Here is a 22,479-nt window from a genome sequence, read left to right as displayed (position 1 = left end):
ACCAGCAACCAGCACAAGCTACCCGCCACGCCGCCCCTTGGGTCCACCAGCAAGTCCAGGCCAGGCAGGCCTCCAGTCAAGCAGGGTAGATGGCGCCCAGCACCCGCGCGCCCTTGGCGCCGGTCACGCTGGCAAGGTTGCCCGTCTCTCGGCGCACCGTACAACGGGCCAGCCACGCAAATGCTGCCGCTTCGACCTGTTGTGGTGGCAGTCCCCGTTCAGCCGACGACTTCAGCTCGACACCGGGGAGCAGTGCGCGCAACCGGGCGAGCAGGTGGTCGTTCAGCGCTCCGCCGCCGCACACGATCAAGGTCTTGCTGTCGGTGCCGTAGCGGATTACGCCCGCGGCACAGCAACTGGCAGTCAGCTCGGCAAGCGTTGCCTGCACATCCGCGGCATCAGCGCTGCTGGCGTGCTGCAACTGCGCGGCGAGCCAGGTGGGATTGAATCGGTCGCGCCCGGTGCTTTTCGGAGGCGCCTTGGCAAAGTAAGCATCGCGCAGCAGCCGCTCGAGCAAGTCGGGTAGCACTCGCCCGCTGGCAGCCCAAGCGCCGCCAGCGTCATATGGCTGGCCCAGGTGGGTTTGACACCAGTGGTCCAGCAGCGCATTGCCGGGGCCGCAATCGAAGCCGAGCACGGTGATCGCTTCGCCCGATGTGGCAGGCAGCAAACTGAGGTTGGAAATACCACCGAGATTCAGAACAGCAACGGCGTCGTTTTCTAGCGCGAACAGCGCGCGATGGAACGCTGGCACCAGCGGTGCGCCCTGACCGCCGGCTGCGACATCGCGGGTCCTGAATTCAGCAACGACGTCGATGCCGGTCAGTTCGGCGAGCAGCGCGGGGTTGTTGAGCTGAAGCGTGTAGCCAATATCGTCGAATTCGCCTGGCCGATGGCGCACCGTCTGGCCATGGGCCCCGATGGCGGCGATGGCTTCGGCACCTACGTTGGCCTGGTCGAGCAAATCCTGCGTGACCGCTGCGTACACCCGCGCCAGCGCGTTGCCCGCGAGCGCCGCACGATGCAGCTCGTTGACGCCATCGGGTGTGTTCAGCGCCAGCAATTCGGTGCGCAGTCCGACCGAGAAAGGCGCCGTGGCGTGCGCCTTGACCGTAATGCCGCCGGCCGAGAAATCGGCGATGACGCCGTCGACGCCGTCGAGTGAAGTTCCCGACATCAAGCCGATGAACAGGTTGGCCATCTGCAGATCGGCCATTTTGTTGTGTTCGATGGTGCGGTCGGTCAGTCGGCGCTGGCCTGGACCACAGAGAACGCGGCTGCCAATTCGGTGCGCGTTGCGACCGCCAATTTCTCGAACGCGGGACGCGATGCTGCCGCGATCGGCGTCATGTCGCCGTCCTGTTTGGCGATGACCGCCGGATCGGTGTACTCACCGTTCACTCGGTACTCGAAGTGCAGATGCGGGCCGGTCGCCCAGCCCGTACTGCCGACAGCACCGATGAACTGGCTTTGGGCCACGCTCTGCCCGACCTTGACGTCCATGCGGCTCAGATGCGCATACACGGTGCTCAGGTCGTTTCGGTGCTTGACGATGATGATGTTGCCGTAGCCACTTTGCTGCCCAGCGAATTCGACAACGCCATCGCCGACGGCTCGAACCGCCGTGCCCGAAGGTGCCGCGAAGTCAATGCCGTTATGTTGACGCCAGGTGTTCAAAATCGGGTGCATCCGCATCGCGAAACCGCTAGAGATGCGCGAAAACTCGACCGGCGAACTCAGGAACGCGTGACGCAAGCTGTCGCCGTTCGGCCTGAAGTAGCCACCCTTGCGGCCCGGCTCCTGGAACCACAGCGCCTGGTGGATGTTGCCGCCGCTTTCGAACTCCGCCGCCAAAATACGGCCGCTGCGCATCGACTGGCCGTCGGCTTCGAAGGTTTCGTAGACGACAGCGAATCGATCGCCCTTGCGCAATTGACGGAAGTCGACATCGCCCGCGAAGACGTCGGCCAACTGGCTCGCGACAGCATCGGGAATGTTGGCATCGTCGGTTGCCGCAAAGAGCGACGTCCGGACCACGCCGCTCGCCAGGCGTGTACCGGCGGTCAGTGTGTCGGCTTCGGAACGCAGGATGAAGCCGACGCCCGCGCTTTCGACGACGAGGCGCTTGAAGCCGTCGCCGTCAGGAATCCAGCGTGCACTCAGCTTCTTGAGCCGATCTTCGTGCGTGACTTCGGCAGTGACAGTACGGCCGGCCCGGCTCAACAGCGCGGAGCGCGCCTCGGCGTTGCCGCGGATGTACGCCGATGCGGCCGGATCGCTTACGCCAAGGCGCCCGAGCAGCGCTTCAGCGGTGTCGCTCGAGCGCGTGGTTTCGCTGCGGAACAGTGTGAAGCTGAAAGCGTCTAGCGCCTCGGTCTGTGTTGAAACAGCAAGCGGCGTCACCGTTTCAAGCACCTGCTTTACCGGAATCTTGGCCGCGTCGGGGCCAAGCGAAGCAACCGCGAATGCACCACCGCCTGCGGACATCAAGACCGCTGCAATCACTGCGGTGATCTGCCTTGGGTACGTCCGGAATGTGTAGGCCACACGGGAAGCAAACAGCTCCTCGGCGGCAAGAAATCTGTCAATCAAAGCTCAAAAATCCAGATCAGGTTTCAGCGAATCCGTGAAGCAGAAGGCCTCAAGACGGAGGCGGCAACACGGCGCGGAAAAAAGCGCCGCTTAGAATCCGGCGCTTGCAAAGTCGGGCTCAGTATAGCTTCGGCAATACCCAAATCAGCCACAAAAGCCCAATGAATGCCGGTTCTGTTACATCCCAAGTCCTCTCCGATGGCGTAGGAAGAGCTCTCGAAATCTCGCTGCGTGGGGCTGAAGAATTGCTGCCCCAGGATGAGTGGATCAAAAAGCTTCAGCGCGCCGAGGCCACCGGCCAGACGCTGCGCATCAAGCTCGGCCTCGATCCGACGGCTCCGGACATTCATATCGGTCATACGGTGGTGCTGAACAAGCTGCGGCAGCTGCAGGATCTGGGCCACACCGTCATTTTTTTGATTGGCGACTTCACGACGACGATCGGCGACCCGTCCGGACGCAACACGACCCGGCCGCCGCTCACGCGCGAACAAATCGAGGCGAACGCGCAGACGTACTACCGTCAGGCCAGCCTGGTGCTCGATCCGTCCAGAACCGAGGTTCGATACAACTCTGAGTGGAGCGACCCGTTGGGCGCGCGCGGGATGATCCAGCTGGCGGCCAAATACACCGTCGCCCGGATGATGGAGCGCGACGATTTCAGCAAGCGATTCAAGGCGGGCCAGTCGATCTCTGTGCACGAGTTCCTGTATCCGTTGATGCAGGGCTACGACTCCGTGGCGCTCAAGTCGGACCTCGAGCTCGGCGGCACCGACCAAAAGTTTAACCTCTTGGTCGGGCGTCACCTTCAACAGGAGTATGGCCAAGAGCCGCAGTGCATACTCACTATGCCTTTGCTCGAAGGGCTCGATGGCGTCGAAAAGATGTCGAAGAGCAAGAACAATTACATCGGCATCAGCGAAGCGCCAAACACCATGTTTGCCAAGGTGCTATCGATTTCCGACGTGCTGATGTGGCGCTGGTACACCTTGCTGAGCTTCAAATCGCTCGCCGAGATCGCGGCGTTGAAGGCCGAGGTCGAAGGCGGGCGCAACCCGAAAGATGCCAAGGTCGCGCTCGCCAAGGAAATCACCGCGCGCTTTCACAGTGCCGCGGCAGCCGACGCGGCGGAGCAGGATTTCGTCAATCGCAGCAATGGCGGCGTGCCCGACGACATTCCTGAACTGACGCTGGAAGGCGCGCCGCTCGGCATCGCCCAACTGCTGAAGCAGGCCGGGCTGGCGCCGTCGACCTCAGAGGGCAACCGCCTGATCGAAGGCGGTGGTGTTCGTCTCGACTCGGTCGTCGTCAACGACAAGGCGCTGAAACTGCCAGCGGGCAGTTATGTGGTGCAGGTCGGGAAGCGCAAGTTCGTTCGCTTGACCTTGCGCTGAGCAAAGGCTGCGCCGGGTTCGAGCCCCGCCCGCCGTTCAGCGCACTTCGATCGTCACCCGTCGATTTCGCGGCTCCGGCGAATCGTCGGCGGTCGGTACCGCGAGTTCGCGTTCGCCGCGGCCGACCGCTTCGATCCGTGCCGCCGGAAACTGCCTGTCGATGAACATCTGACGCACTTGCTGCGCCCGGCGCATCGACAACTCGTCGTTAGACACGACTGCCCCAACCGTGTCGGTGTAGCCGGTGATCACGATATCGCTGCCGGCGCGTGCCATTGCCACCATCAACGCGGTGGTCATCTCGCGTTGAGATTCGGGCATCAGCGACGTGTTGCCTGCGTCGAAGTACACCGCGTAGCGCTGGGGTGCGGGCGGAACGAGGTCGAACAGCATGGTGTTGTCGGTGCGGACCCGTGCTGCATCGGTGTGGTCGAGCGAAGGCGCGCCGGTGCGGCCTGCTTTCACGGTGGCGCGCTGGTAAGGCTTGTCCAGCGTGATTTCGCCGCCGTTACTTCTGACCACCACTGCGGAGGGCCGCCCGTCCGGTTGCGGCAGCAACACGACGCGCGTGGCAGGCGTCGAGCAGCCCGCGAGCAGCGCGGCTGACAGGAGCGAAAAGCAGAGCGAAAACCAGATGACGCAGCGTGGCATGTTCATGGTTGCGGATCCGCCTGAACGATGAAATCGGTGCCGCGAATGCCGATCGTCGCGGTCTGTGTCTCGATACGAACCGCGTCCGGATGGGCCTTTCCGATCAGGCCGGAAATCATGCGCAGCGAGCCACGCAGCAGCGAGATCAACAGGCCGCCGTCCTGGGCGGTCGGATCGAAGCTGAACTCCTTCATGTCGAGTCGCGACGAAGGGCCGAGCACGAGCACGGTGCCATCGCGCAGCACCAGGCTCGCGGCCGAGTCCGTGCCAGTCACGATACGTTCGATGGGAGCAACCTCGTCGCCGGCATGTGCGGTACGCATCACGCCGGTGGCGCTGAGCAGTTGCACGTCGCCGCGCACGCTTTTGACGAAACCAGCCCGTTCTGGCGGTGGGGTGGCTTGTGCTGCCGCCGGCGCGATCGAAGCGATCGACGCGATGGCCGCCACAAGCAGCAGGGCGCTCAGCCGCGTCCAGGGTCTGAATCTCATCCGGGCCTCTTCTGAATCAAGGTGAGCGCCCGATGGTACGCGACGTGCTCCGCGCATGAGCCGTCCATAATTCCTGCGCCCCGCTGACCTCCCGTCGGCATTGCTGAAGCTCGGTGCCTCTTTTGCCTTCTTCCTCTTTCTCTTCTTCGATACAAAGTCTACTGACCCCAAAGGTGTTGTTGCGCCTGTCGATCGCGGTGGCGCTCGTCACCATCGTGCTGAAGGGAATGGCAGGCTACATCACGCATTCGATGGGGCTTATTTCCGACGCGATGGAGTCGTTCGTCAATCTCGCGAGCGCGATGTTCGCTCTCGCGATGGTGACCATTGCCGCGCGGCCGGCCGATGAAGACCATCCCTACGGCCATCACAAGGCCGAGTACTTCGCGTCTGGCTTCGAAGGCATCCTCATCATCGGCGCAGCGCTGGCGATCATGTGGGTCTCGATCGAGCGCTTGATGGCGCCGCGACCGATCGAGCAGCTGGGCTGGGGGCTGGCGCTGTCCATCGTCAGCACAGGCTTCAACGGCGCATTGGCGTGGGCGCTCTTCAGGGCGGCACGAGAGCACCGTTCGATCGCGCTGGAAGCTGATGGGCGGCACCTCGTCACCGATGTGTGGACTTCGGTCGCAGTCGTCGTCGGCATCGTCGCCGTGCATTTCACCGGCTGGTTGTGGCTCGATCCGCTGCTGGGCATCGGCGTGGCGCTCAACATCATTTTCGAAGGCGGCAAACTCGTTTGGCGCTCCTCGCAAGGGCTGATGGACGAGGCCATGCCGGCCGAATCCATGGCTGCGGTGCAAGCCACGCTCGACGGTTTTCTGGAGCGCGCCGGTGGTGGCGCTGGTGCGGTCAAGGCCGGGCCGATCCGCTTCGACGACATCGCGACCCGGCGCGCGGGGCAACGGCTCTTCGCCGACCTGCACATGCATGTGCCGGGCGACTGGCCGTTGCAACGTGCGGCCACTCTGCGTGATGAACTCGAGCAGGCGCTGATGGACAACGTGCCGGGTCTTCGGGTGACCATCCAGCTGCTGCCACTCAACATGGAAGCGCGCGCCGTTCAGATGGCGCCGGGTGCGTGACGGGTGCTCGACGGCGCATGACGCCCGCGCTGGCCTGCTGAGAAGGCGCTAGTACGGGTTGCGAATGCCCAGCCCGGCGAGGATTTCGATCTCGCGCGCTTCCATCTCTTCGGCATCGGCCTCGCCGGTTTCATGGTCCCAGCCCTGTGCGTGCAACGTGCCATGGACCAGCAGATGGGCGTAGTGCGCAGCCAGCGTTTTGCGCTGCTCTTTCGCCTCGCGCGCGACCACCGGCGCACACAGCACCAGGTCGGCCATCACCATCGGCTCTTGCGCATAGTCGAAGGTGAGCACGTTGGTGGCGTAGTCCTTGCCGCGAAACTCGCGGTTCAGTCGTTGACCTTCTTCGACATCGACGATGCGCACCGTGAGCTCGCCGTCGACATCGAGCGCGTGGCGAATCCAGCGCGTCACGCTGTGCCGGGGTAACGCCGCGCGATGGCGTTCGACGCCTTTGAACGGCACGAACTGCAACGAGAGTGAGAGGGCAGCGAGCGCCATGTCAGCGCGTGGGCGTCGCGCGTTTGCGCTGGCTGTCGTAGGCATCGACGATGCGCGCCACGAGGGGGTGCCGCACGACGTCGGCACTGGTGAAGTGCGTTACCGCGATGCCCTTGACCCGTTTCATGACGCGCTCGGCGTCGACGAGTCCGCTCAGCTGCGTCTTGGGCAAATCGATCTGGCTCACGTCGCCGGTCACCACAGCCTTGGCGCCGAAGCCGATCCGCGTGAGGAACATCTTCATTTGCTCGGGCGTCGTGTTCTGCGCCTCGTCGAGGATGATGAAGGCGTTGTTGAGCGTCCGGCCGCGCATGAAGGCGAGCGGTGCGATCTCCAGCGCGTTGCGCTCGAAGGCTTTCTGCACTTTGTCGAAGCCCATCAGGTCGTGAAGCGCGTCGTACAGCGGACGCAGGTACGGGTCGACTTTTTCGCTCAGATTGCCCGGCAGGAAGCCTAGCCGCTCGCCGGCCTCGACGGCGGGGCGGGTCAGCACGATGCGCTGCACGCTGCTGCGCTCCAGCGCATCGACCGCGCAGGCCACCGCCAGATAGGTCTTGCCGGTGCCGGCCGGCCCGATGCCGAAAGTGATGTCGTGGTTGGCGATGTTTTCGAGGTAAAGGCTTTGCGTCGGCGTGCGAGCACGCAAGTCGGCGCGGCGCGTGACCAGCGTCATCCCTTCGTCGTCGGCTTCGTCCATCGAACTGTCGCCTGCCAGCGTGAGCTGCACCACCGCCGCATCGATCGATCGTTGCGCGATCTCGTACAAGGCCTGCAGCACATCCATTGCACGTTGCGCGTTGACCTTGGGGCCGTCTATCTTGAACTGCTCGTGCCGGTGCGCGATTTTCACGTCGAGCGCCTCTTCGATGCGGCGCAAATGGGCATCGAGCGGGCCGCACAGGTGGCCGAGGCGGGTGTTGTTGTGAGGGGCGAAGGTGTGTCGAAGGAGCAAGGCGTGACCAGGCTGGAAGATTGGGCTGTGAATCATAGGCGTGGCTGACGCGGTACACGCGGCCAAATCAAATGAATCGACTGTGACGTAGTCGGTGGCGCACGACTTTTGTGGCAGACCAAACCAGGGCGCAATCTATCGGTTGGCGCCAGAATGCAGAGCGGTCAAGGTGGTCAAAGGGAGAGAAAAATTAAAGCTATTCGTCTATTGGGCGCGCTTGCATGTGCGCTATTGATTTCTGTCGCCGGATGCGGCGGTTCTGGCGGCTCAAGTGGTGGCAGTACCGTTGTGTTGCCCGTAGCCGCAGACCAGACTTCAAGCAAAGCGGCCGTCCCGGCACAGGCCGTCGTGCAGCCCGCGGAACCTTCCAAGGACCCGATTCTCATCGAGGCCAAGATAAGCGTTGGCGGGAGCCATGAAGTTGAACGGTTCAAGACGAGGGCGGCCGGTATGGCGCCCACTCCGGCACAAATCAGCCTAGGTGCGCTCACTGTTCAAGCTCCGACAATCCAGAAGTCAGCGCTTGCGCTTGTAGGCCTGCCGACAAAAATTGGCGTGGCTCGGCCTATTTCTGACACGGCGAGTCAACTGCAGGTCTCGGCGTTGATGGGTTGGACCACGCTACCGAATGGCGACAAGGTCTCGGCAATGCGCTTCGTCTCTCCAGATGCAAAAGGAGTGCGGTTGGGACTGCTGATCAAGGGCTTTCCTCTCGGAGCCACTGTTCGCTTTTATGCCGACAGTGCCGGCAAAATCTACGAAATTCCTGGCCAGGAAATTCTGACGACGATTCAACAAAACGTAGATGCTGGGGATTCGAGCGATGCCGCGCACACCTATTGGTCGCCCAATATGGGCGGCGAGGCCATCACAATCGAGGTTGAAGTGCCACCGGGAGCGCCGACAGACGCGGTCCAAATTTCGGTGCCATCGCTGTCGCATGTGCTCGCGGACATCCGGAAACTCGACTCCATCGCAAAAGTTGGAGAGGCGAGTTCTTGCACGATGGACGTGTCTTGCTCGTCGACTTACAACGAATTGAGCAAGTCGGTCGCGCTGATGGACTTCGTCGACAGCGGGGACGACTATGTTTGCACTGGCACCCTGCTGAATGACCGGTCGTCTTCGGGGACACCGTATTTTCTCAGCGCCAATCACTGCATTTCGAACCAAACGGTGGCATCCACGTTGTACACACTGTGGTTCTACAAATCTGCTTCGTGCAATAGCACGCAGGTGGACCCCAAGCTCGCAGCCATGGTCTCGGGCGCCACGTTGCTGTACAGCAGCGCTGATACAGACACCTCTTTCATGCGACTCAATACGACGCCACCGGCCGGCACTGTTTATGCAGGATCGAGCGCCTTCCCGCTCGGCTACTACGACGACGTGTATGGGGTCAGTCACCCCAAAGGCGATTTGCAGAAATACACCCTTGGCGATTACCTGGGCACGGGCAAATGCACTGGCGGAACATGCGCCTCATCGTCGGCTTCGAGTGCCCAATTCCTGCGGGTCCGGTGGACGCAGGGCGCGACCGAGGGAGGAAGTAGCGGCTCTGGACTCTTTGTTAAGCTCAACACAAAGGACTATCTGGTCGGACAGCTTTTTGGTGGTTACGGATCCTGCCAGAACCCCTTGGGGAATGATTACTACGGTCGATTCGACAAAGCGTATCAAGCGGGGTTGTCGCAATGGCTCGGCGCAACGTCGGGCACCGTGCGTGTCCCGATCTATCGCCTCTACAACCGCCGAGCGCAGAGCCATTTCTATACGGCTGATCCCGCGGAGCGTGACAATGCTATCCAGCACTCCCTGGACTACAGCTATGACGGAATCGCGTTTTATGCCTATGGGGCAGCCGGTACCGCCAGCGACACGGTCTTCCGTTTCTACGACGCACACACTGGTGAGCACTTCTATACGATCAACTCTTCCGAGCGAGACAACATCAAGGCCACCATTCCGTGGCTTTCTTTTGAAGGGCCAAGTTGGTATGCCAACATCGCTTCTGGCAAACAGACCAGTGCGATGTACCGATTCTTCAACACGCAAAACGGCACTCACTTCTACACAATCAATGCAACAGAGCGCGACACCATATTGCAGCGGTATCCGCAATATTCATTCGAGGGCGTCGGCTATTACGCTTGGACTGGACCCTAGTCAAATCGCACACCCGGGCCCAAATCTGGCTATCAAATGATCGGTAAGCTCACAGGAACTCTTGCCGAACGCAACCCGCCGCAGGTGGTGGTGGACTGCAACGGCGTCGGCTACGAGGTCGACGTGCCGATGAGCACCTTCTACAACCTGCCGCCGACGGGGGAGCGGGTGTCGCTGCTCACGCACTTCGTGGTCCGTGAAGACGCGCAGATCCTGTACGGCTTCGGCACAGCCGAGGAGCGCATGGCGTTTAGGCAGTTGATCAAAATCTCAGGCGTTGGCCCGCGCATGGCGCTGGGTGTGCTGTCGGGGCTCAGCGTGAGCGAGCTGGCGCAGGTCGTCACGCTGCAGGACACAGGTCGGCTGGTGAAGATTCCGGGCGTTGGCAAAAAGACAGCGGAGCGCCTGCTGTTGGAACTCAAAGGAAAACTCGGCGCCGACATCGCGCTGCCAGCGCATGCTGCCAACGACGCCCAGGGCGACATCCTCCAGGCGCTGGTGGCACTTGGATACAGCGACAAAGAAGCAGCCGCGGCATTGAAGGCACTGCCCAAGGATGTGGCGGTGGGTGACGGCATCAAGCTGGCGCTGAAGGCATTGGCCCGGTAATCGACAGGCGCGAGAAGCGCCTTGCGTCGCCGGAAGTATCGGGCGCGCAGAGCGCACTTGGGCCGACTAAACTGCCCTTACAGCCAACCGCCCATGACCATCCAGACCGACGACTTCGCCCCGGCCCCGCAACGCGTGGTGTCCGCGGCGCCCGCCTCGCCGAACGAAGAAGCGATCGAGCGCGCCTTGCGCCCCAAGCTGCTCGACGAATACGTCGGCCAGGCGAAGGTGCGCGAGCAGCTTGAAATTTTCATCGGGGCGGCGCGCATGCGCAACGAGGCGCTCGACCACGTGCTGCTGTTCGGCCCGCCCGGCCTGGGCAAGACCACGCTGAGCCACATCATCGCGGCGGAGCTCGGCGTCAACTTGCGGCAGACCTCGGGGCCAGTGCTCGAGAAGCCGAAAGACCTGGCGGCACTGCTGACCAATCTGGAGCGCAACGATGTGCTCTTCATCGACGAGATCCATCGGCTGTCGCCGGTCGTCGAAGAGATCCTCTACCCCGCGCTGGAGGACTACCAGATCGACATCATGATCGGCGAAGGCCCGGCGGCGCGCAGCATCAAGCTCGATCTGCAGCCCTTCACGCTGGTCGGCGCAACCACGCGCGCTGGCATGCTGACCAATCCGCTGCGCGACCGCTTCGGCATCGTGGCGCGGCTGGAGTTCTACACGCCCGAAGAACTGGCGCGCATCGTGCGGCGCAGTGCAGGGTTGCTCAAGGTCGAGATGGACGAGGCCGGGGGCTTCGAGATCGCGCGCCGTTCGCGCGGCACGCCACGCATCGCCAACCGACTGTTGCGGCGGGTGCGCGACTATGCGCAAGTGAAGGGCGACGGGCGCATCACCGAACACATCGCGCACAAGGCGCTGGCGATGCTCGACGTCGATCCCCAGGGCCTGGACCTGATGGACCGCAAGCTGCTCGAGGCCGTGATCCATCGTTTCGACGGCGGTCCGGTCGGGCTCGACAACGTGGCGGCCAGCATCGGCGAAGAGCGTGACACGATTGAAGACGTGATCGAGCCCTACCTGATCCAGCAAGGCTACCTGCAGCGCACGCCGCGCGGCCGCATCGCCACGCTGGCGGCTTATCGGCATCTCGGGGTCGTTCCGCCGTCACATCGATCGAGCGACAGTGATCTGCTGATCTGACGCGCCTGCGGCTGCTGAGCCGTTGTCACCGAACCGTCTTGCCGTTGCCATGCGGACGTCACGCAGCACCGCGACGCTACGCATCCATGCAACGCGACGATGCTTTTCTCCGCGCATGGCGCGACAACGCAACCGGCACTTCGGCGCCGGACGACGATGACGCAACGCGGCCGTCGCAACGCTTTCGCACGCTGTGGATCTCCGACCTGCATCTGGGCACGCCCGGCTGCCAGGCACGCGCATTGCTCGACTTCCTGAAGCACACCGAGTGCGAGACGCTGTTCCTCGTCGGCGACATCATCGACGGCTGGCAACTCAAGCGGCACTGGTACTGGCCCCAAGCGCACAACGACGTGATCCAGAAGCTGTTGCGCAAGGCACGCAAGGGCACCCGCGTGATCTTCATTCCGGGCAACCACGACGAGTTCGCGCGCAAGTATCTGAACCACAACTTCGGCGGCATCGACGTCGCCGACGAATGGATTCATGAAATGGCCGATGGCCGCAAGCTCTGGGTGATGCACGGCGACCTGTTCGACGGCGTGATCCAGTGCGCGAAGTGGCTTGCGCATGTCGGCGACTCGCTCTACGAGTTCACTCTGAAGCTCAACCGGCACCTGAACTCACTGCGCGCGCGCATGGGGCTGCCGTACTGGTCGCTCTCGAAGTATCTGAAGCAGAAGGTGAAGCGGGCGGTCAGCTACGTCGGTGACTTCGAGGTTGCCGTCGCACGCGAGGCGCGCAAGCGCGGTGTGCAGGGCGTCGTGTGCGGGCACATCCACCATGCCGAGATGCGCGACATCGACGGCATCCTCTACTGCAACGACGGCGACTGGGTGGAGAGCCTGACCGCGCTGGCGGAGCACGCCGATGGACGGCTCGAAATCATCGAGTGGGCACAGCACATGCCATCGGGCGCGCAGACGATTGCCGGGACGCAGCTCGCACCGGAACCGGCGATCGCGGCCTGATCAGCGGCTGCCGTCGATCGACGGATGTCCCGGCTCGTTGCAGCACACCACCAGGATCTGCGCACCTTCCTTGCCGCCGTTGACGTAGAGGTGGCCGAGGCCGCTGTCGAAGTAGATGCTGTCGTTCTTCTCGAGCCTTTCGACGCGGCCGTCGGCAAAGTGCATCTCGAGTGCACCGTCGAGCACGAAGATGAACTCCTCTCCCGGATGCTTGCTGAACTGGCCCGGCCGCAACACCGAGTTGGCCTCGATGCGGCCCATCATCGGCGTCATCTTTTTCGACGTGACCTGCGTTGCGAGCATGCCGTAGAGGTAGCGCTCGGAGTGGTACTCGACCACGTCCTTGCTGCGCGTGACGACGACACTGCCTGACAAGAAACCTGACGGTTGCGTGCCGAACAGCGTCGACAAGTCGAGCTGCAGCGCCGCTGCCAATGCGGCGAATTTTTCGTAGCTGAGCGCCAGCAAGCCGCGCTCCGCTTTCGAGATCGAGGCCACTGAAACCTGCGATTTCGCAGCCAGGTCGGAAAGCGTCAAGCGCTGTGCCAGCCGGGCGCTGCGCAGCCGGCCACCGAGCTCCGACTTGTCGAGAACAACAGAATCGGATGCTTGCATTTTCCTTTTCTTATCTGAAAATTTTCGCATATGATAATTCTGTGACCACCTTGAAGGACCCGACGCCAATGCCGATTTCTCTTTCCTGGATCGAGAAGTTGATCCGCATCGATACGACCAGCTTTGAGTCTAATCTGGGCCTCATCGAGACGGTCCGGGACGACCTCGAGCGGCATGGTGCCAGGTCGACGCTCACTTACGAAGCCACCGGCAGGAAGGCGAATGTCTTCGCGACCTTGCCCGCGGCCGACGGTTCGACGCAAGGCGGCATCGTGCTTTCGGGGCACACCGACACGGTGCCGGTCAAAGGGCAGAAATGGGACAGCGGCCCCTTTGAGCCGACGGTGCGCGAAGGCAAGCTCTTCGGCCGCGGCACCTGCGACATGAAGGGCTTCATCGGCGTGGCGCTCACGCTGCTGCCGGAGATGAAAGCCGCGCGGCTCAAGGAGCCGATCCACTTCGCCTTCTCGTGCGATGAAGAGCTTGGCTGCGTCGGCGCGCCCTACATGCTGGCCGACCTCAAGGCGCGTGGCATCCATGCCAATGGCTGCATCGTCGGTGAGCCGCCCGACATGCGCGTCATCGTGGCGCACAAGGGCATCAACGCGTACCGCTGCCGTGTGCACGGGCATGCGGCGCATTCGTCGTTGACGCCGCATGGCCTCAACGCAATCGAGTACGCCGCACGGCTGATCTGCTTCATCCGCGACCAGGCCGATCAGTATCGACGCGATGGGCCTTTCGACAACGCGTTCGACGTGCCCTTCACCACGCTACAGACCGGCACCATCAGCGGCGGCATTGCGATCAACACGATTCCCTCGCAGTGCGAGTTTGGATTCGAATACCGCAACCTGCCGGGCGTCGACAGCGCGCCGATCATCGAGCGCATCAAGGACTACGCGACCAACACGCTGTTGCCGCGAATGAAAAACGAGCACGCGGGCGCGGCCATCGACTTCGAACTGCTGGCCACCGCGCCTACGCTCGATGCATCGGAGCAGGCGGCCATCACGCAACTGGTTCGCGCGCTCACCGGCGACCGCGATGTGCGCAAGGTGGCCTACGGCACGGAAGCGGGACTGTTCCAGCAATTGGGCATCCCTTCTGTGGTGTGCGGGCCGGGCAGCATCGAAGACGCACATAAGGCCAACGAGTTCGTTACCTTGGCGCAGATCGAACAGTGCGAGTCCTTCATGCGCAAGCTGATTCGCAGCATGTCGCTGCCGGGCTGATTTTTGGAAAGAACAAACACATGAGCCAAGTAACCGCCGGCGTGCTGCGCCACCCCGCCGCGATAACAGAAACGCCACCGTGGCGCGCCGTCATTGCAGCATCGATCGGCAATGCGCTCGAATGGTTCGACCTGGTGGTCTACGGCTTCTTTGCCGCGACCATCTCCAAGCTCTTTTTTCCGACGGGCGACGACACGGTGTCGCTGCTGCTCACGCTCGGCACCTTCGGCGTCTCGTTCTTCTTGCGACCGCTCGGTGCCATCGTCATCGGCGCCTACGCCGACCGCGCCGGGCGCAAGGCGGCGCTCACCTTGTCGATCGTCCTGATGTTCACCGGCACCCTGATGATTTCTATCGTGCCGACCTACAGCAGCATCGGCTTGTTTGCGCCGGCGGTGCTGGTGGTGGCGCGAATGATCCAGGGCTTCTCGGCCGGCGGCGAATTCGGCAGCGCAACAGCCTTTCTCGCCGAGCTTGCGCCGAAGCGCCGCGGCTTTTTCTCGAGCTGGCAAGTCGCGAGCCAGGGCCTCACGACCTTGCTGGCGGCCGGCTTCGGCGCGGTGCTCACGAGCACGCTCACGGGTGACCAGATGGCGGCGTGGGGCTGGCGCATTCCGTTCATCTTCGGCCTCCTCATCGGCCCGGTGGCGTACTACATCCGCCGCAATGTCGACGAGAGCCCGGAGTTCGCGAAGATCGAAGCGACGACGACCCCCATCCGCGACACCTTCGCGCACCAGAAGGAACGCCTGCTGCTCGCGATCGGCATCGTGATCCTCGGCACGGTCGCGACCTACCTCGTGCTCTTCATGCCGACCTACGGCGTGAAGCAGCTCGGCCTGCCGGCGTCGGTCGTGTTCACGGCCACGATGATGGTCGGCATCATCCAGATGATCTTCGCGCCCGTCATCGGGCATCTGTCGGACACCGTCGGGCGTGTGCGCATCATGCTGACCGCCGCGGTGCTGCTGCTGGTGCTGATCTATCCGATGTTCGCGCTGCTGGTCGCGAGCCCGAGCTTCGGCACGCTGCTGCTCGTCGAGATCGTGTTCGGTTGCCTGATGACGGCGTACTTCGCGCCGGTACCGGCGCTGCTGTCGGAACTGTTTCCGACCCAGACCCGCACCACAGGACTCTCTTTGAGCTACAACACGGCGGTGACGATCTTCGGTGGATTCGCGCCCTTCATTCTGACCTGGCTCATCAGCGTGACGCACGACAAGCTGTCGCCGAGCTACTACCTGATCTTTGCCGCCATCGTCAGCATCATTGCCTTGCTCTTCACGCGCAGCCGGCTGGGTTTTAAATGACGATCGACGGCCAACCCGTACCCACGCTCGAAGCCATCCGCGAGTTGAGCGCCGCGCTCGAGCCCTACGTCTTCAAGACGCCGGTGCTCGACAAGGACGCTCTGGCCGACCTCGCCGGTACGCGCCTCAACTTCAAGTTCGAACTGCTGCAAGCCAGCGGCACCTTCAAGGCACGTGGCGCGTTCTCCAACATGCTGGCGCTCGACGACAAGCAGCGGCAGGCCGGCGTGACCTGCGTGAGCGCCGGCAACCATGCGGTGGCGGTGGCCTACGCCGCCATGAAGCTCGGCATCGGCGCCAAGGTCGTGATGATCAAGACCGCCAGCCCGTTCCGGGTGGCGCTGTGCCACCAGTACGGCGCTGAAGTCGTGATGGCCGACAACGGCGCGGCGGCGTTCGAGCGCGTGCGCCAGATTGAGCAGGAAGAGGGGCGCTTCTTCGTGCACCCGTTCAACGGCTACCGCACGGTGCTCGGTACCGCGACGCTCGGCTACGAATGGGCGACCCAGGCGCCTGCGCTCGACGCGGTCATCCTGCCGATCGGCGGCGGTGGTCTGGCAGCTGGCGTGGCCACGGCTTTCAAGTTGGTGCAGCCCGACTGCAAGGTCTACGGTGTCGAGCCCGAAGGCGCTGACGGCATGGCGCAGAGCTTCAGGGCCGGTCACCCGATCAAGATGGGCCCGATGCAAGGCATCGCCGACAGCCTGATGGCGCCGCACACCGAGGCTTACAGCTACGAGCTTTGCAGTCGCAGCATCGACCGGCTCGTGACAGTGTCCGACGACCAGATCCGCAGGGCCATGCTGCACCTGTTCGAAGAACTCAAACTGTCGCCCGAGCCTGCCTGCGCGGCCGCCACGGCTGGCTTGCTCGGCCCGTTGCGCGAGGAGCTCGAAGGCCAACGCGTGGGCGTGCTGCTGTGCGGCACCAACACTGATCTTCCGACGTTGACGAAGCACCTGGACGCGGCCCGCGCTCATGGATGATTCGCGGCACGCGTCCTGGATGAATCAGGCATGACTGCCAGTGCGGTCGACGTCGTCGAGCCTGTACTGTTTCTTGCCCAGCAGGAAGTCGCCCGACTCCTGAGCGTGCCCGACTGCATCGACCTGATGTCGGACGCCATGGCCGCACTTGCGCAGGGCGAAGTGCACCAGCCCTTGCGTCAGATCGTCAGTCCGCCCGGCGCAAAAGGTCTGCTGGGATTGATGCCGGCTTACATCGGCGGGGCCGACCCGGTCTACGGCGCCAAGACCGGTGGCTTCTTCCCCGGCAACAGCGCGCTCGGGCTGGACCCGCACCAGGGCTGCGTACTGCTGTTCAGCGGCGAGACCGGCGCATTGATGGCGGTGATGTCGGCCTCGGAAATCACCGGCATCCGCACCGCGGCGATGACCGGCCTTGCGACGCGCCTGCTGGCGAGGCCCGACGCTTCGAAGCTCGCCTTGATCGGCAGCGGCCATCAGGCGCATTGGCAGTTGCAGGCCGTGGCGGCTGCCCGGCCGCTCACTTCGGTCAAGGTTGCCGCCCGCAGTCTGGCCAGCGCACGGGCGTTCGTGGCGGTGGAACAGCCCGCCTATGGGTTCGTCATGGAAGCGGTGGGGTCTGCAGAGGCCGCGGTGCGCGACGCAGACATCGTCGTTACCGTCACGAATGCGCGCGAGCCGATCCTTCTCGATGCCTGGATCGCGCCGGGTACGCACATCAACGCGGTCGGCTCCAGCACGCCGGCCTATTGCGAGATCGAGCCGGCGCTGATGGGCCGGGCGTCGCTGTTCGTCGATCGGCGCGAGTCGACGCTTGCCGAATCGGGCGACTATCTGAACGCATTGCGTGCTGGCCTCGTGAGCCCCGCGAGCTTGCGTGCAGAGATTGGCGAACTGGTGATCGGTGCGCATCCGGGGCGTGGCGGTGCAAACGAAGTGACGCTCTTCAAGTCGCTCGGCATGGCGCTCGAAGATGTCGCGACGGCGCGCCTTTTGTACCTCCGCGCGAAGGCGGCACGAGTGGGAACCTGGCTGCCGATGTAGCCCGAGCAAATGCCCGGCCCCAAGCTGATTTATGCTTGGCGCTCGTTTTTTCCCCCCGAAAGACTCCAAATGAGACAACTTCCATTCAAGGCCACGCTGTTGGCTTTCGCAGCTTTCTGTGCCACGGCGCAGGCCGCCGATCTGAAGATTGGCGTGGCTGAAGCCCTTTCCGGCGGTGCCGCTCAGTACGGTGTCGCGATCCGCAACGGCCTCGAACTGGCCGCCGATGAGATCAATGCCGCCGGTGGCATCAACGGCGACAAGATCCAGCTCATCGTCGCCGATGAGCAAGGCAAAAAAGAAGAAGCGATCAACGTCTTCAAGAAGCTGATTTTTCAGGACCAGGTCCTGATGGTGTTCGGCCCGACCTTGTCCAATTCGGCGCAAGCTGGCGACCCGATCGCTCAAGCCGGCAAGACGGTGGCCTTCGGCACATCCAATACGGCCGACGGCATCACCTCGATCGGCGACTACGTCTTTCGCAACTCGGTGACCGAAGCCGACGTGCTGCCCGAGACCATCAAGATGGCGGTCAAGAAGGCCGGCATCAAGAAAGTCGCTGTCCTCTACGGCAACGACGACGTGTTCACCAAGAGCGGCTACGACAACTTCAAGAAGGCGCTCGACGACCTGAAGATCCCGGTGACGACCACCGAGACCTTCGCCAAGGGCGACGTCGACTTCAAGGCGCAACTGACCAAGATCAAGGCCAGCGGTGCCGATGCGATCGTGCTGTCGGCCTTGCTGGCCGAAGGCGCCCCGATCATGGTGCAGGCGCGCCAGCTCGGCCTCGCCGTGCCCTTCATCGGCGGCAACGGCATGAACTCGGCCAAGGTGTTCGATCTGGCCAAGGGCCAGTCCGACAACCTGTATGTCGGCAGCCCGTGGTCGTTGAGCAATGCGACGCCCGAGAACAGCAAGTTCATCAAGGGCTACAACGACAAGTACAAGGTGGCACCCGACCAGTTCGCGGCGCAGGCGTACGACGCGATGTACATCGCGGCGCAGGCCATCAAGACCGTGAAGCTGTCGGGCACCCTGGCGGCCGATCGCACCGCTTTGCGTGACGCGCTGCCGGCGGTGAAGTGGACCGGCGCTACCGGTGCATTCCAGTTTCGCCGCGCCACGGACAAGGCGGGCAAGCCGGCTGGCTACGACGCGCAACAAGTCCCGATCGTCAGCGTGACGAAGGGCGCTGAGTTCGTCATCGAGAAGTAGAACTCGCCCCCAGGTCGCTGCGCACTGCGTGTCGCGACTCCCACCCCCTGCCGGGGGCGACACCAGAGGTCCGGCAAAGCCGGTTCCTCGGTGTCTCACCTGAAGAAGCGATGCCGACGGCCTGTTGTCGACAGCAACTTCAGCGTTTGTATTGCCTGCCTTGTCGCGGGCTCGGAGGTTTCACTTTGCTTGAACAGCAACTCGTCAACGCCCTGTCGCTGGGCTGCGTGTACGCGCTTTTCGCGCTGGGTTTCACGCTCATCTTCGGCGTCTTGGGCGTCATCAATCTGTCGCATGGCGCGGTCTTCATGGTCGGCGCTTACGCGGCGGTCGAGGTCATGGCGCGCTTCGCGCTGCCGCTATGGGCGGGCATGCTGTTCGCCTTTGTTTTTTGCGGTGCGCTCGGGCTGCTGATCGACTTTCTGGTGCTCAAGCCGCTGCGTGCGCGCAACGCACCGCACCTGATCCCGATGATCGCCACCATCGGCGTGGCCATCATCATCAACAACGGCATTCAGGGCATATTCGGTGCGCAGAACATCCGCTTTCCGCAAGGCGTGATTTCGGACCAGTCGTTGAGCCTCGGCGGCATTCATCTGACGGCGCTCGAGCTCGGCATCATCTTGCTGTCGTTCGCCTTGATGGCAGTGCTGCTGCTGGCGCTCAAGCGCACGCAGCTCGGCCGCGCGCTGCGCGCCATCGCTGAATCGCCCAAGGCTGCGTACCTTGTCGGCGTGAACGTCGAAGGCCTGTTCTTCATGACCTCGTTCGCTGCTGCAGCGTTGGGTGGCTTGGCGGGCGTACTCATCGGGCTCTATTCGAACGCGGTGTTTCCCCTGATGGGCCAGCCGATGCTGCACAAGGGCATCGCGGTCATCATCCTCGGCGGCATGGGCGACATTCGTGGCGCGCTGCTGGGGGGGCTCTTCCTCGGCTTTGCCGAAGTGCTGTCGGTGGCCTATATCGGTTCAACCATGCGTGACGCGGTCGCTTTCGGCTTGTTGTTCCTCGTGCTGCTGGTGCGCCCCAAAGGCTTGTTCGGCACTTTGCAGGAACGCAAAGTCTGATGGACTCGCTCGCCAACTTCTGGTCGGTCTACAGCAACGTGGTGCTGTCGCTCGGCACCAATGCGCTGCTGGCGTTGTCGATCTGGCTCACGCTGTCGTGCGGCATGCTGGCGATGGCCAACGCCGCGTTCATGGGCATCGGCGCCTACACCTCGGCCATCCTCACGATGAGTTACGGCGCGCCGTTTCCGGTCGCGATCGCGGCCGGCATGGCGGCACCGGCATTGATGGCTTTCATCATCGGAAAGCCGACGCTGCGACTGTCGGGCGTGTACCTCGCCATGGCAACGCTGGCTTTCGGCGAAGTTGTGCGCATCGTGATCCTCAATGCCGAATCACTCACCGGCGGTGCCCTCGGCTTGAACGGTATTCCGCCCTCGACGGAGTGGTGGCACGTGCTGCTCGCGGTGGTGCTGGTGCTGTCGGCACTCTGGCGTTTGCGGCACTCGAAAATCGGCCGCGCGTTCGAAGCCATCAAGGAAGACGAGACGGCCGCGGGGCTTATGGGCATCGACGTCGGCGCCCACAAGATGCTGGCCTTCGTGCTCGGCGCAGCCATCGCGGGTCTGGCCGGCACGCTCAACGCGCACCTGACCTTCTTTATCGGACCGAACGAGTTCGGCTTCGACCGCGGCGTCGACATCCTGACGATGGCGGTGCTCGGCGGCATCAATGGACTCACCGGGCCCGTGCTCGGCGGCGTCATCCTGACGATCCTCCCCGAATCGCTGCGGGCCTTCGGCGATTTCCGCCTGGTGCTCAACGGAATCATCCTCGTGTTGATCGTCCTGTTCCTGCCCAAGGGCATCTGGGATCCGGTGCGCATCCGGAATTGGTTCGGTCGCAAGGGAGTGGTGGCATGAGCGCGGGCCTGCTGACACTCGATGGCGTTTCGCGTCACTTCGGCGGCCTCAGGGTGCTGCAGGAAGTGCACCTCGATGTGCCGAAGGGCGGCGTGTTCGGCCTCATCGGTCCGAACGGCGCCGGCAAGACGACGGTGTTCAATCTCACGACCGGTTTGCTTCCTGTGACCGGCGGCACGATCCGCTTCCAGGGCAACGATCTCGCCGGCATGAAGCCGCACGAGATCACGCGTGCCGGCATTGCGCGGACGTTTCAGAACATCCGCGTCTTCAAGGAAATGTCGCTGCTGGAGAACGTGATGGTCGGCATGCACGCCAACCTGGGCTACGGTGCGTTCGGGCTGCTGACCTCGTCGGGACTCTTTCGAAGCGAAGAGCGCCGTGCGCGGGACCGTGCGCGCGAGTTGCTGTCGTGGGTCAAGCTGGACCACAAGGCCAGCGACATCGCCGACAACCTTTCCTACGGCGAACAGCGCAAGCTCGAGCTGGCGCGCGCGCTCGCGACCGATCCCACTTTGCTGTTGCTCGACGAGCCGGTCGCCGGCATGAACAGCACCGAGAAGACCGACCTGATGGTCGAGATTCGCAACATCGCTGCGCGCGGTTACACCATCTTCATGATCGAACACGACATGCGTTTCGTCATGGGCCTGTGCGAGCACATCGCCGTGCTGAACTTCGGCCGCATCATCGCGCGCGGCGGCCCTGACGAGATTCGCAACGACCCGCAGGTCATCGAGGCCTACCTCGGCCGCGAAGAAGACGAAGCCGGCACGGAGGTTGAACAATGAGCGCCGTGCTTCTCAAGGTCGACGGGCTCAAGGTCGCCTACGGTCACATCGAAGCGGTCAAAGGCATCGACCTGGAGCTGCACGAAGGGCAGATCACGACGCTCGTGGGCGCCAACGGTGCGGGCAAGTCGACGACGCTGCTGGCGTTGTCGGGGCTCGTCAAGAAGGCGGCCGGCAAGGTCGAGCTGCAAGGGCAAGACCTGACCTCGCTGCCGCCACACAAGATCGTCGCCGCGGGCATGGTGCAGGTGGCGGAAGGGCGCGCGACGCTCACCACGCTGAGCGTGCGCGAGAACCTCGAGCTTGGTGCCTACACGCGGCGCGATGGCCGTGCGCAGCGTGCCGACGACCTCGACCGCATCTTCACGCTGTTCCCGGTGCTGAAAGACCGTGCCGATGGCTTGGCGGGCAACCTGTCGGGCGGTGAGCAGCAGATGCTGGCCATCGGTCGCGCCTTGATGGCCAGGCCGCGCGTGCTGCTGCTCGACGAGCCTTCGATGGGGCTGGCGCCGATCATCGTGCAGGACATCTTCCGGACGCTCCGCGAGATCAACAAGAACGGGCTGACGATTTTTCTGGTCGAGCAGAACGTGCGTCAGGCACTGAAGATCGCCGACCGTGCCTACGTGATCGAAACCGGCCGCATCGCGCTGGCCGGCAGCGGGCGCGAGCTGCTCGGTAACCCGAAGGTGCAAGACGCCTATCTGGGCGGCTAGCAGGCTGCACTTGCTGAACCGCGACGCACGGTGTTCGAATCGAACGACTGCCGCACCAACGTCGCGA

22 protein-coding genes are annotated in these 22,479 nt (G+C 63.3%); 15 read left to right on the top strand and 7 right to left on the bottom strand.

Going from position 1 to position 22,479, the window contains the following annotated elements:
• Window positions 1-76: 76 nt before the first annotated feature.
• Both QN413_RS06260 and QN413_RS06255 read right to left on the bottom strand, forming a co-directional pair.
• Complete coding sequence (locus QN413_RS06260) at window positions 77-1,201, bottom strand: anhydro-N-acetylmuramic acid kinase (RefSeq protein WP_323495821.1); 1,125 nt, start codon at window positions 1,199-1,201, stop codon at window positions 77-79.
• A gap of 41 nt (window positions 1,202-1,242) precedes the next feature.
• Window positions 1,243-2,592, bottom strand: coding sequence for a M23 family metallopeptidase (locus tag QN413_RS06255; protein ID WP_323495753.1), 1,350 nt, complete (start codon window positions 2,590-2,592; stop codon window positions 1,243-1,245).
• 161 nt (window positions 2,593-2,753) lie between these two features.
• Between QN413_RS06255 and tyrS the strand changes: the two genes are divergently transcribed.
• Window positions 2,754-3,986: a tyrosine--tRNA ligase gene (tyrS, locus tag QN413_RS06250; protein WP_323495752.1), complete on the top strand. Its 1,233-nt coding sequence runs from the start codon at window positions 2,754-2,756 to the stop codon at window positions 3,984-3,986.
• Window positions 3,987-4,022: 36 nt separating this feature from the next.
• On the opposite strand, the gene QN413_RS06245 is transcribed toward tyrS, so the two are convergent.
• The gene (locus QN413_RS06245; RefSeq protein WP_323495751.1) at window positions 4,023-4,643 is read right to left on the bottom strand and encodes an OmpA family protein; all 621 of its coding nucleotides are present in this window, start codon (window positions 4,641-4,643) and stop codon (window positions 4,023-4,025) included.
• Window positions 4,640-5,128, bottom strand: a complete 489-nt coding sequence (locus tag QN413_RS06240) for a FecR family protein (protein WP_323495750.1) — start codon at window positions 5,126-5,128, stop codon at window positions 4,640-4,642. Before QN413_RS06240 ends, QN413_RS06245 begins: the two co-directional genes overlap by 4 nt.
• A 122-nt stretch (window positions 5,129-5,250) precedes the next feature.
• Here QN413_RS06240 and QN413_RS06235 point away from each other — a divergent pair, with 122 nt between their 5' ends.
• Window positions 5,251-6,213: a cation diffusion facilitator family transporter gene (locus tag QN413_RS06235; protein WP_323495749.1), complete on the top strand. Its 963-nt coding sequence runs from the start codon at window positions 5,251-5,253 to the stop codon at window positions 6,211-6,213.
• Window positions 6,214-6,261: 48 nt separating this feature from the next.
• Here the strand turns inward: QN413_RS06235 and ybeY are convergent, their stop codons facing one another.
• Together ybeY and QN413_RS06225 are read right to left on the bottom strand one after the other, a co-directional pair.
• Window positions 6,262-6,714 (bottom strand): rRNA maturation RNase YbeY, encoded by a 453-nt coding sequence (gene ybeY, locus QN413_RS06230; RefSeq protein ID WP_323495748.1) that lies wholly within the window; start codon window positions 6,712-6,714, stop codon window positions 6,262-6,264.
• Between the two features lies 1 nt (window position 6,715).
• The gene (locus QN413_RS06225) at window positions 6,716-7,666 is read right to left on the bottom strand and encodes a PhoH family protein (RefSeq protein ID WP_323495747.1); all 951 of its coding nucleotides are present in this window, start codon (window positions 7,664-7,666) and stop codon (window positions 6,716-6,718) included.
• A gap of 153 nt (window positions 7,667-7,819) precedes the next feature.
• Between QN413_RS06225 and QN413_RS06220 the strand changes: the two genes are divergently transcribed.
• The 4 genes from QN413_RS06220 to QN413_RS06205 all read left to right on the top strand — a co-directional run bounded on the left by QN413_RS06220 (window position 7,820) and on the right by QN413_RS06205 (window position 12,567).
• Complete coding sequence (locus tag QN413_RS06220) at window positions 7,820-9,832, top strand: serine protease (protein ID WP_323495746.1); 2,013 nt, start codon at window positions 7,820-7,822, stop codon at window positions 9,830-9,832.
• Between the two features lie 36 nt (window positions 9,833-9,868).
• Window positions 9,869-10,441 (top strand): Holliday junction branch migration protein RuvA, encoded by a 573-nt coding sequence (ruvA, locus tag QN413_RS06215; protein ID WP_323495745.1) that lies wholly within the window; start codon window positions 9,869-9,871, stop codon window positions 10,439-10,441.
• Between the two features lie 93 nt (window positions 10,442-10,534).
• Window positions 10,535-11,596 (top strand): Holliday junction branch migration DNA helicase RuvB, encoded by a 1,062-nt coding sequence (gene ruvB, locus QN413_RS06210; RefSeq protein WP_323495744.1) that lies wholly within the window; start codon window positions 10,535-10,537, stop codon window positions 11,594-11,596.
• 86 nt (window positions 11,597-11,682) lie between these two features.
• On the top strand, window positions 11,683-12,567 hold the full coding sequence (locus tag QN413_RS06205) for a UDP-2,3-diacylglucosamine diphosphatase (RefSeq protein ID WP_187053126.1): 885 nt from the start codon (window positions 11,683-11,685) through the stop codon (window positions 12,565-12,567).
• Here the strand turns inward: QN413_RS06205 and QN413_RS06200 are convergent, their stop codons facing one another.
• Complete coding sequence (locus QN413_RS06200) at window positions 12,568-13,182, bottom strand: XRE family transcriptional regulator (protein WP_323495743.1); 615 nt, start codon at window positions 13,180-13,182, stop codon at window positions 12,568-12,570.
• 68 nt (window positions 13,183-13,250) lie between these two features.
• Between QN413_RS06200 and argE the strand changes: the two genes are divergently transcribed.
• The 9 genes from argE (at window position 13,251) to QN413_RS06155 (ending at window position 22,412) form a co-directional block, all read left to right on the top strand.
• The gene (gene argE, locus QN413_RS06195) at window positions 13,251-14,417 is read left to right on the top strand and encodes an acetylornithine deacetylase (RefSeq protein ID WP_323495742.1); all 1,167 of its coding nucleotides are present in this window, start codon (window positions 13,251-13,253) and stop codon (window positions 14,415-14,417) included.
• A gap of 20 nt (window positions 14,418-14,437) precedes the next feature.
• A complete protein-coding gene (locus tag QN413_RS06190) occupies window positions 14,438-15,727 on the top strand; it encodes an MFS transporter (RefSeq protein ID WP_323495741.1) in 1,290 nt (429 codons plus the stop codon).
• A complete protein-coding gene (locus tag QN413_RS06185; protein ID WP_323495740.1) occupies window positions 15,724-16,713 on the top strand; it encodes a threonine/serine dehydratase in 990 nt (329 codons plus the stop codon). The genes QN413_RS06190 and QN413_RS06185 overlap by 4 nt, the downstream gene beginning before the upstream one ends.
• A 30-nt stretch (window positions 16,714-16,743) precedes the next feature.
• The gene (locus tag QN413_RS06180) at window positions 16,744-17,757 is read left to right on the top strand and encodes an ornithine cyclodeaminase family protein (RefSeq protein ID WP_323495739.1); all 1,014 of its coding nucleotides are present in this window, start codon (window positions 16,744-16,746) and stop codon (window positions 17,755-17,757) included.
• A 69-nt stretch (window positions 17,758-17,826) separates the two neighbouring features.
• Window positions 17,827-18,975: an ABC transporter substrate-binding protein gene (locus QN413_RS06175; protein ID WP_187053120.1), complete on the top strand. Its 1,149-nt coding sequence runs from the start codon at window positions 17,827-17,829 to the stop codon at window positions 18,973-18,975.
• A 185-nt stretch (window positions 18,976-19,160) separates the two neighbouring features.
• Window positions 19,161-20,042 carry a branched-chain amino acid ABC transporter permease gene (locus QN413_RS06170; RefSeq protein ID WP_187053119.1) on the top strand — a complete coding sequence of 294 codons (882 nt, stop codon included), beginning with the start codon at window positions 19,161-19,163 and terminating at the stop codon, window positions 20,040-20,042.
• Window positions 20,042-20,905: a branched-chain amino acid ABC transporter permease gene (locus tag QN413_RS06165; RefSeq protein ID WP_323495738.1), complete on the top strand. Its 864-nt coding sequence runs from the start codon at window positions 20,042-20,044 to the stop codon at window positions 20,903-20,905. Before QN413_RS06170 ends, QN413_RS06165 begins: the two co-directional genes overlap by 1 nt.
• A complete protein-coding gene (locus QN413_RS06160; RefSeq protein WP_416352146.1) occupies window positions 20,902-21,696 on the top strand; it encodes an ABC transporter ATP-binding protein in 795 nt (264 codons plus the stop codon). The genes QN413_RS06165 and QN413_RS06160 overlap by 4 nt, the downstream gene beginning before the upstream one ends.
• Entirely contained in the window at window positions 21,693-22,412 is a 720-nt protein-coding gene (locus QN413_RS06155; RefSeq protein WP_323495737.1) for an ABC transporter ATP-binding protein, read from the top strand. The genes QN413_RS06160 and QN413_RS06155 overlap by 4 nt, the downstream gene beginning before the upstream one ends.
• Window positions 22,413-22,479: the final 67 nt, after the last annotated feature.

Source organism: Variovorax sp. LG9.2, from assembly GCF_035018885.1.
Lineage (GTDB): Bacteria > Pseudomonadota > Gammaproteobacteria > Burkholderiales > Burkholderiaceae_C > Variovorax.
Note: the sequence above shows the minus strand (reverse complement) of the source record. Positions and strands in the feature narration are given on the sequence as shown.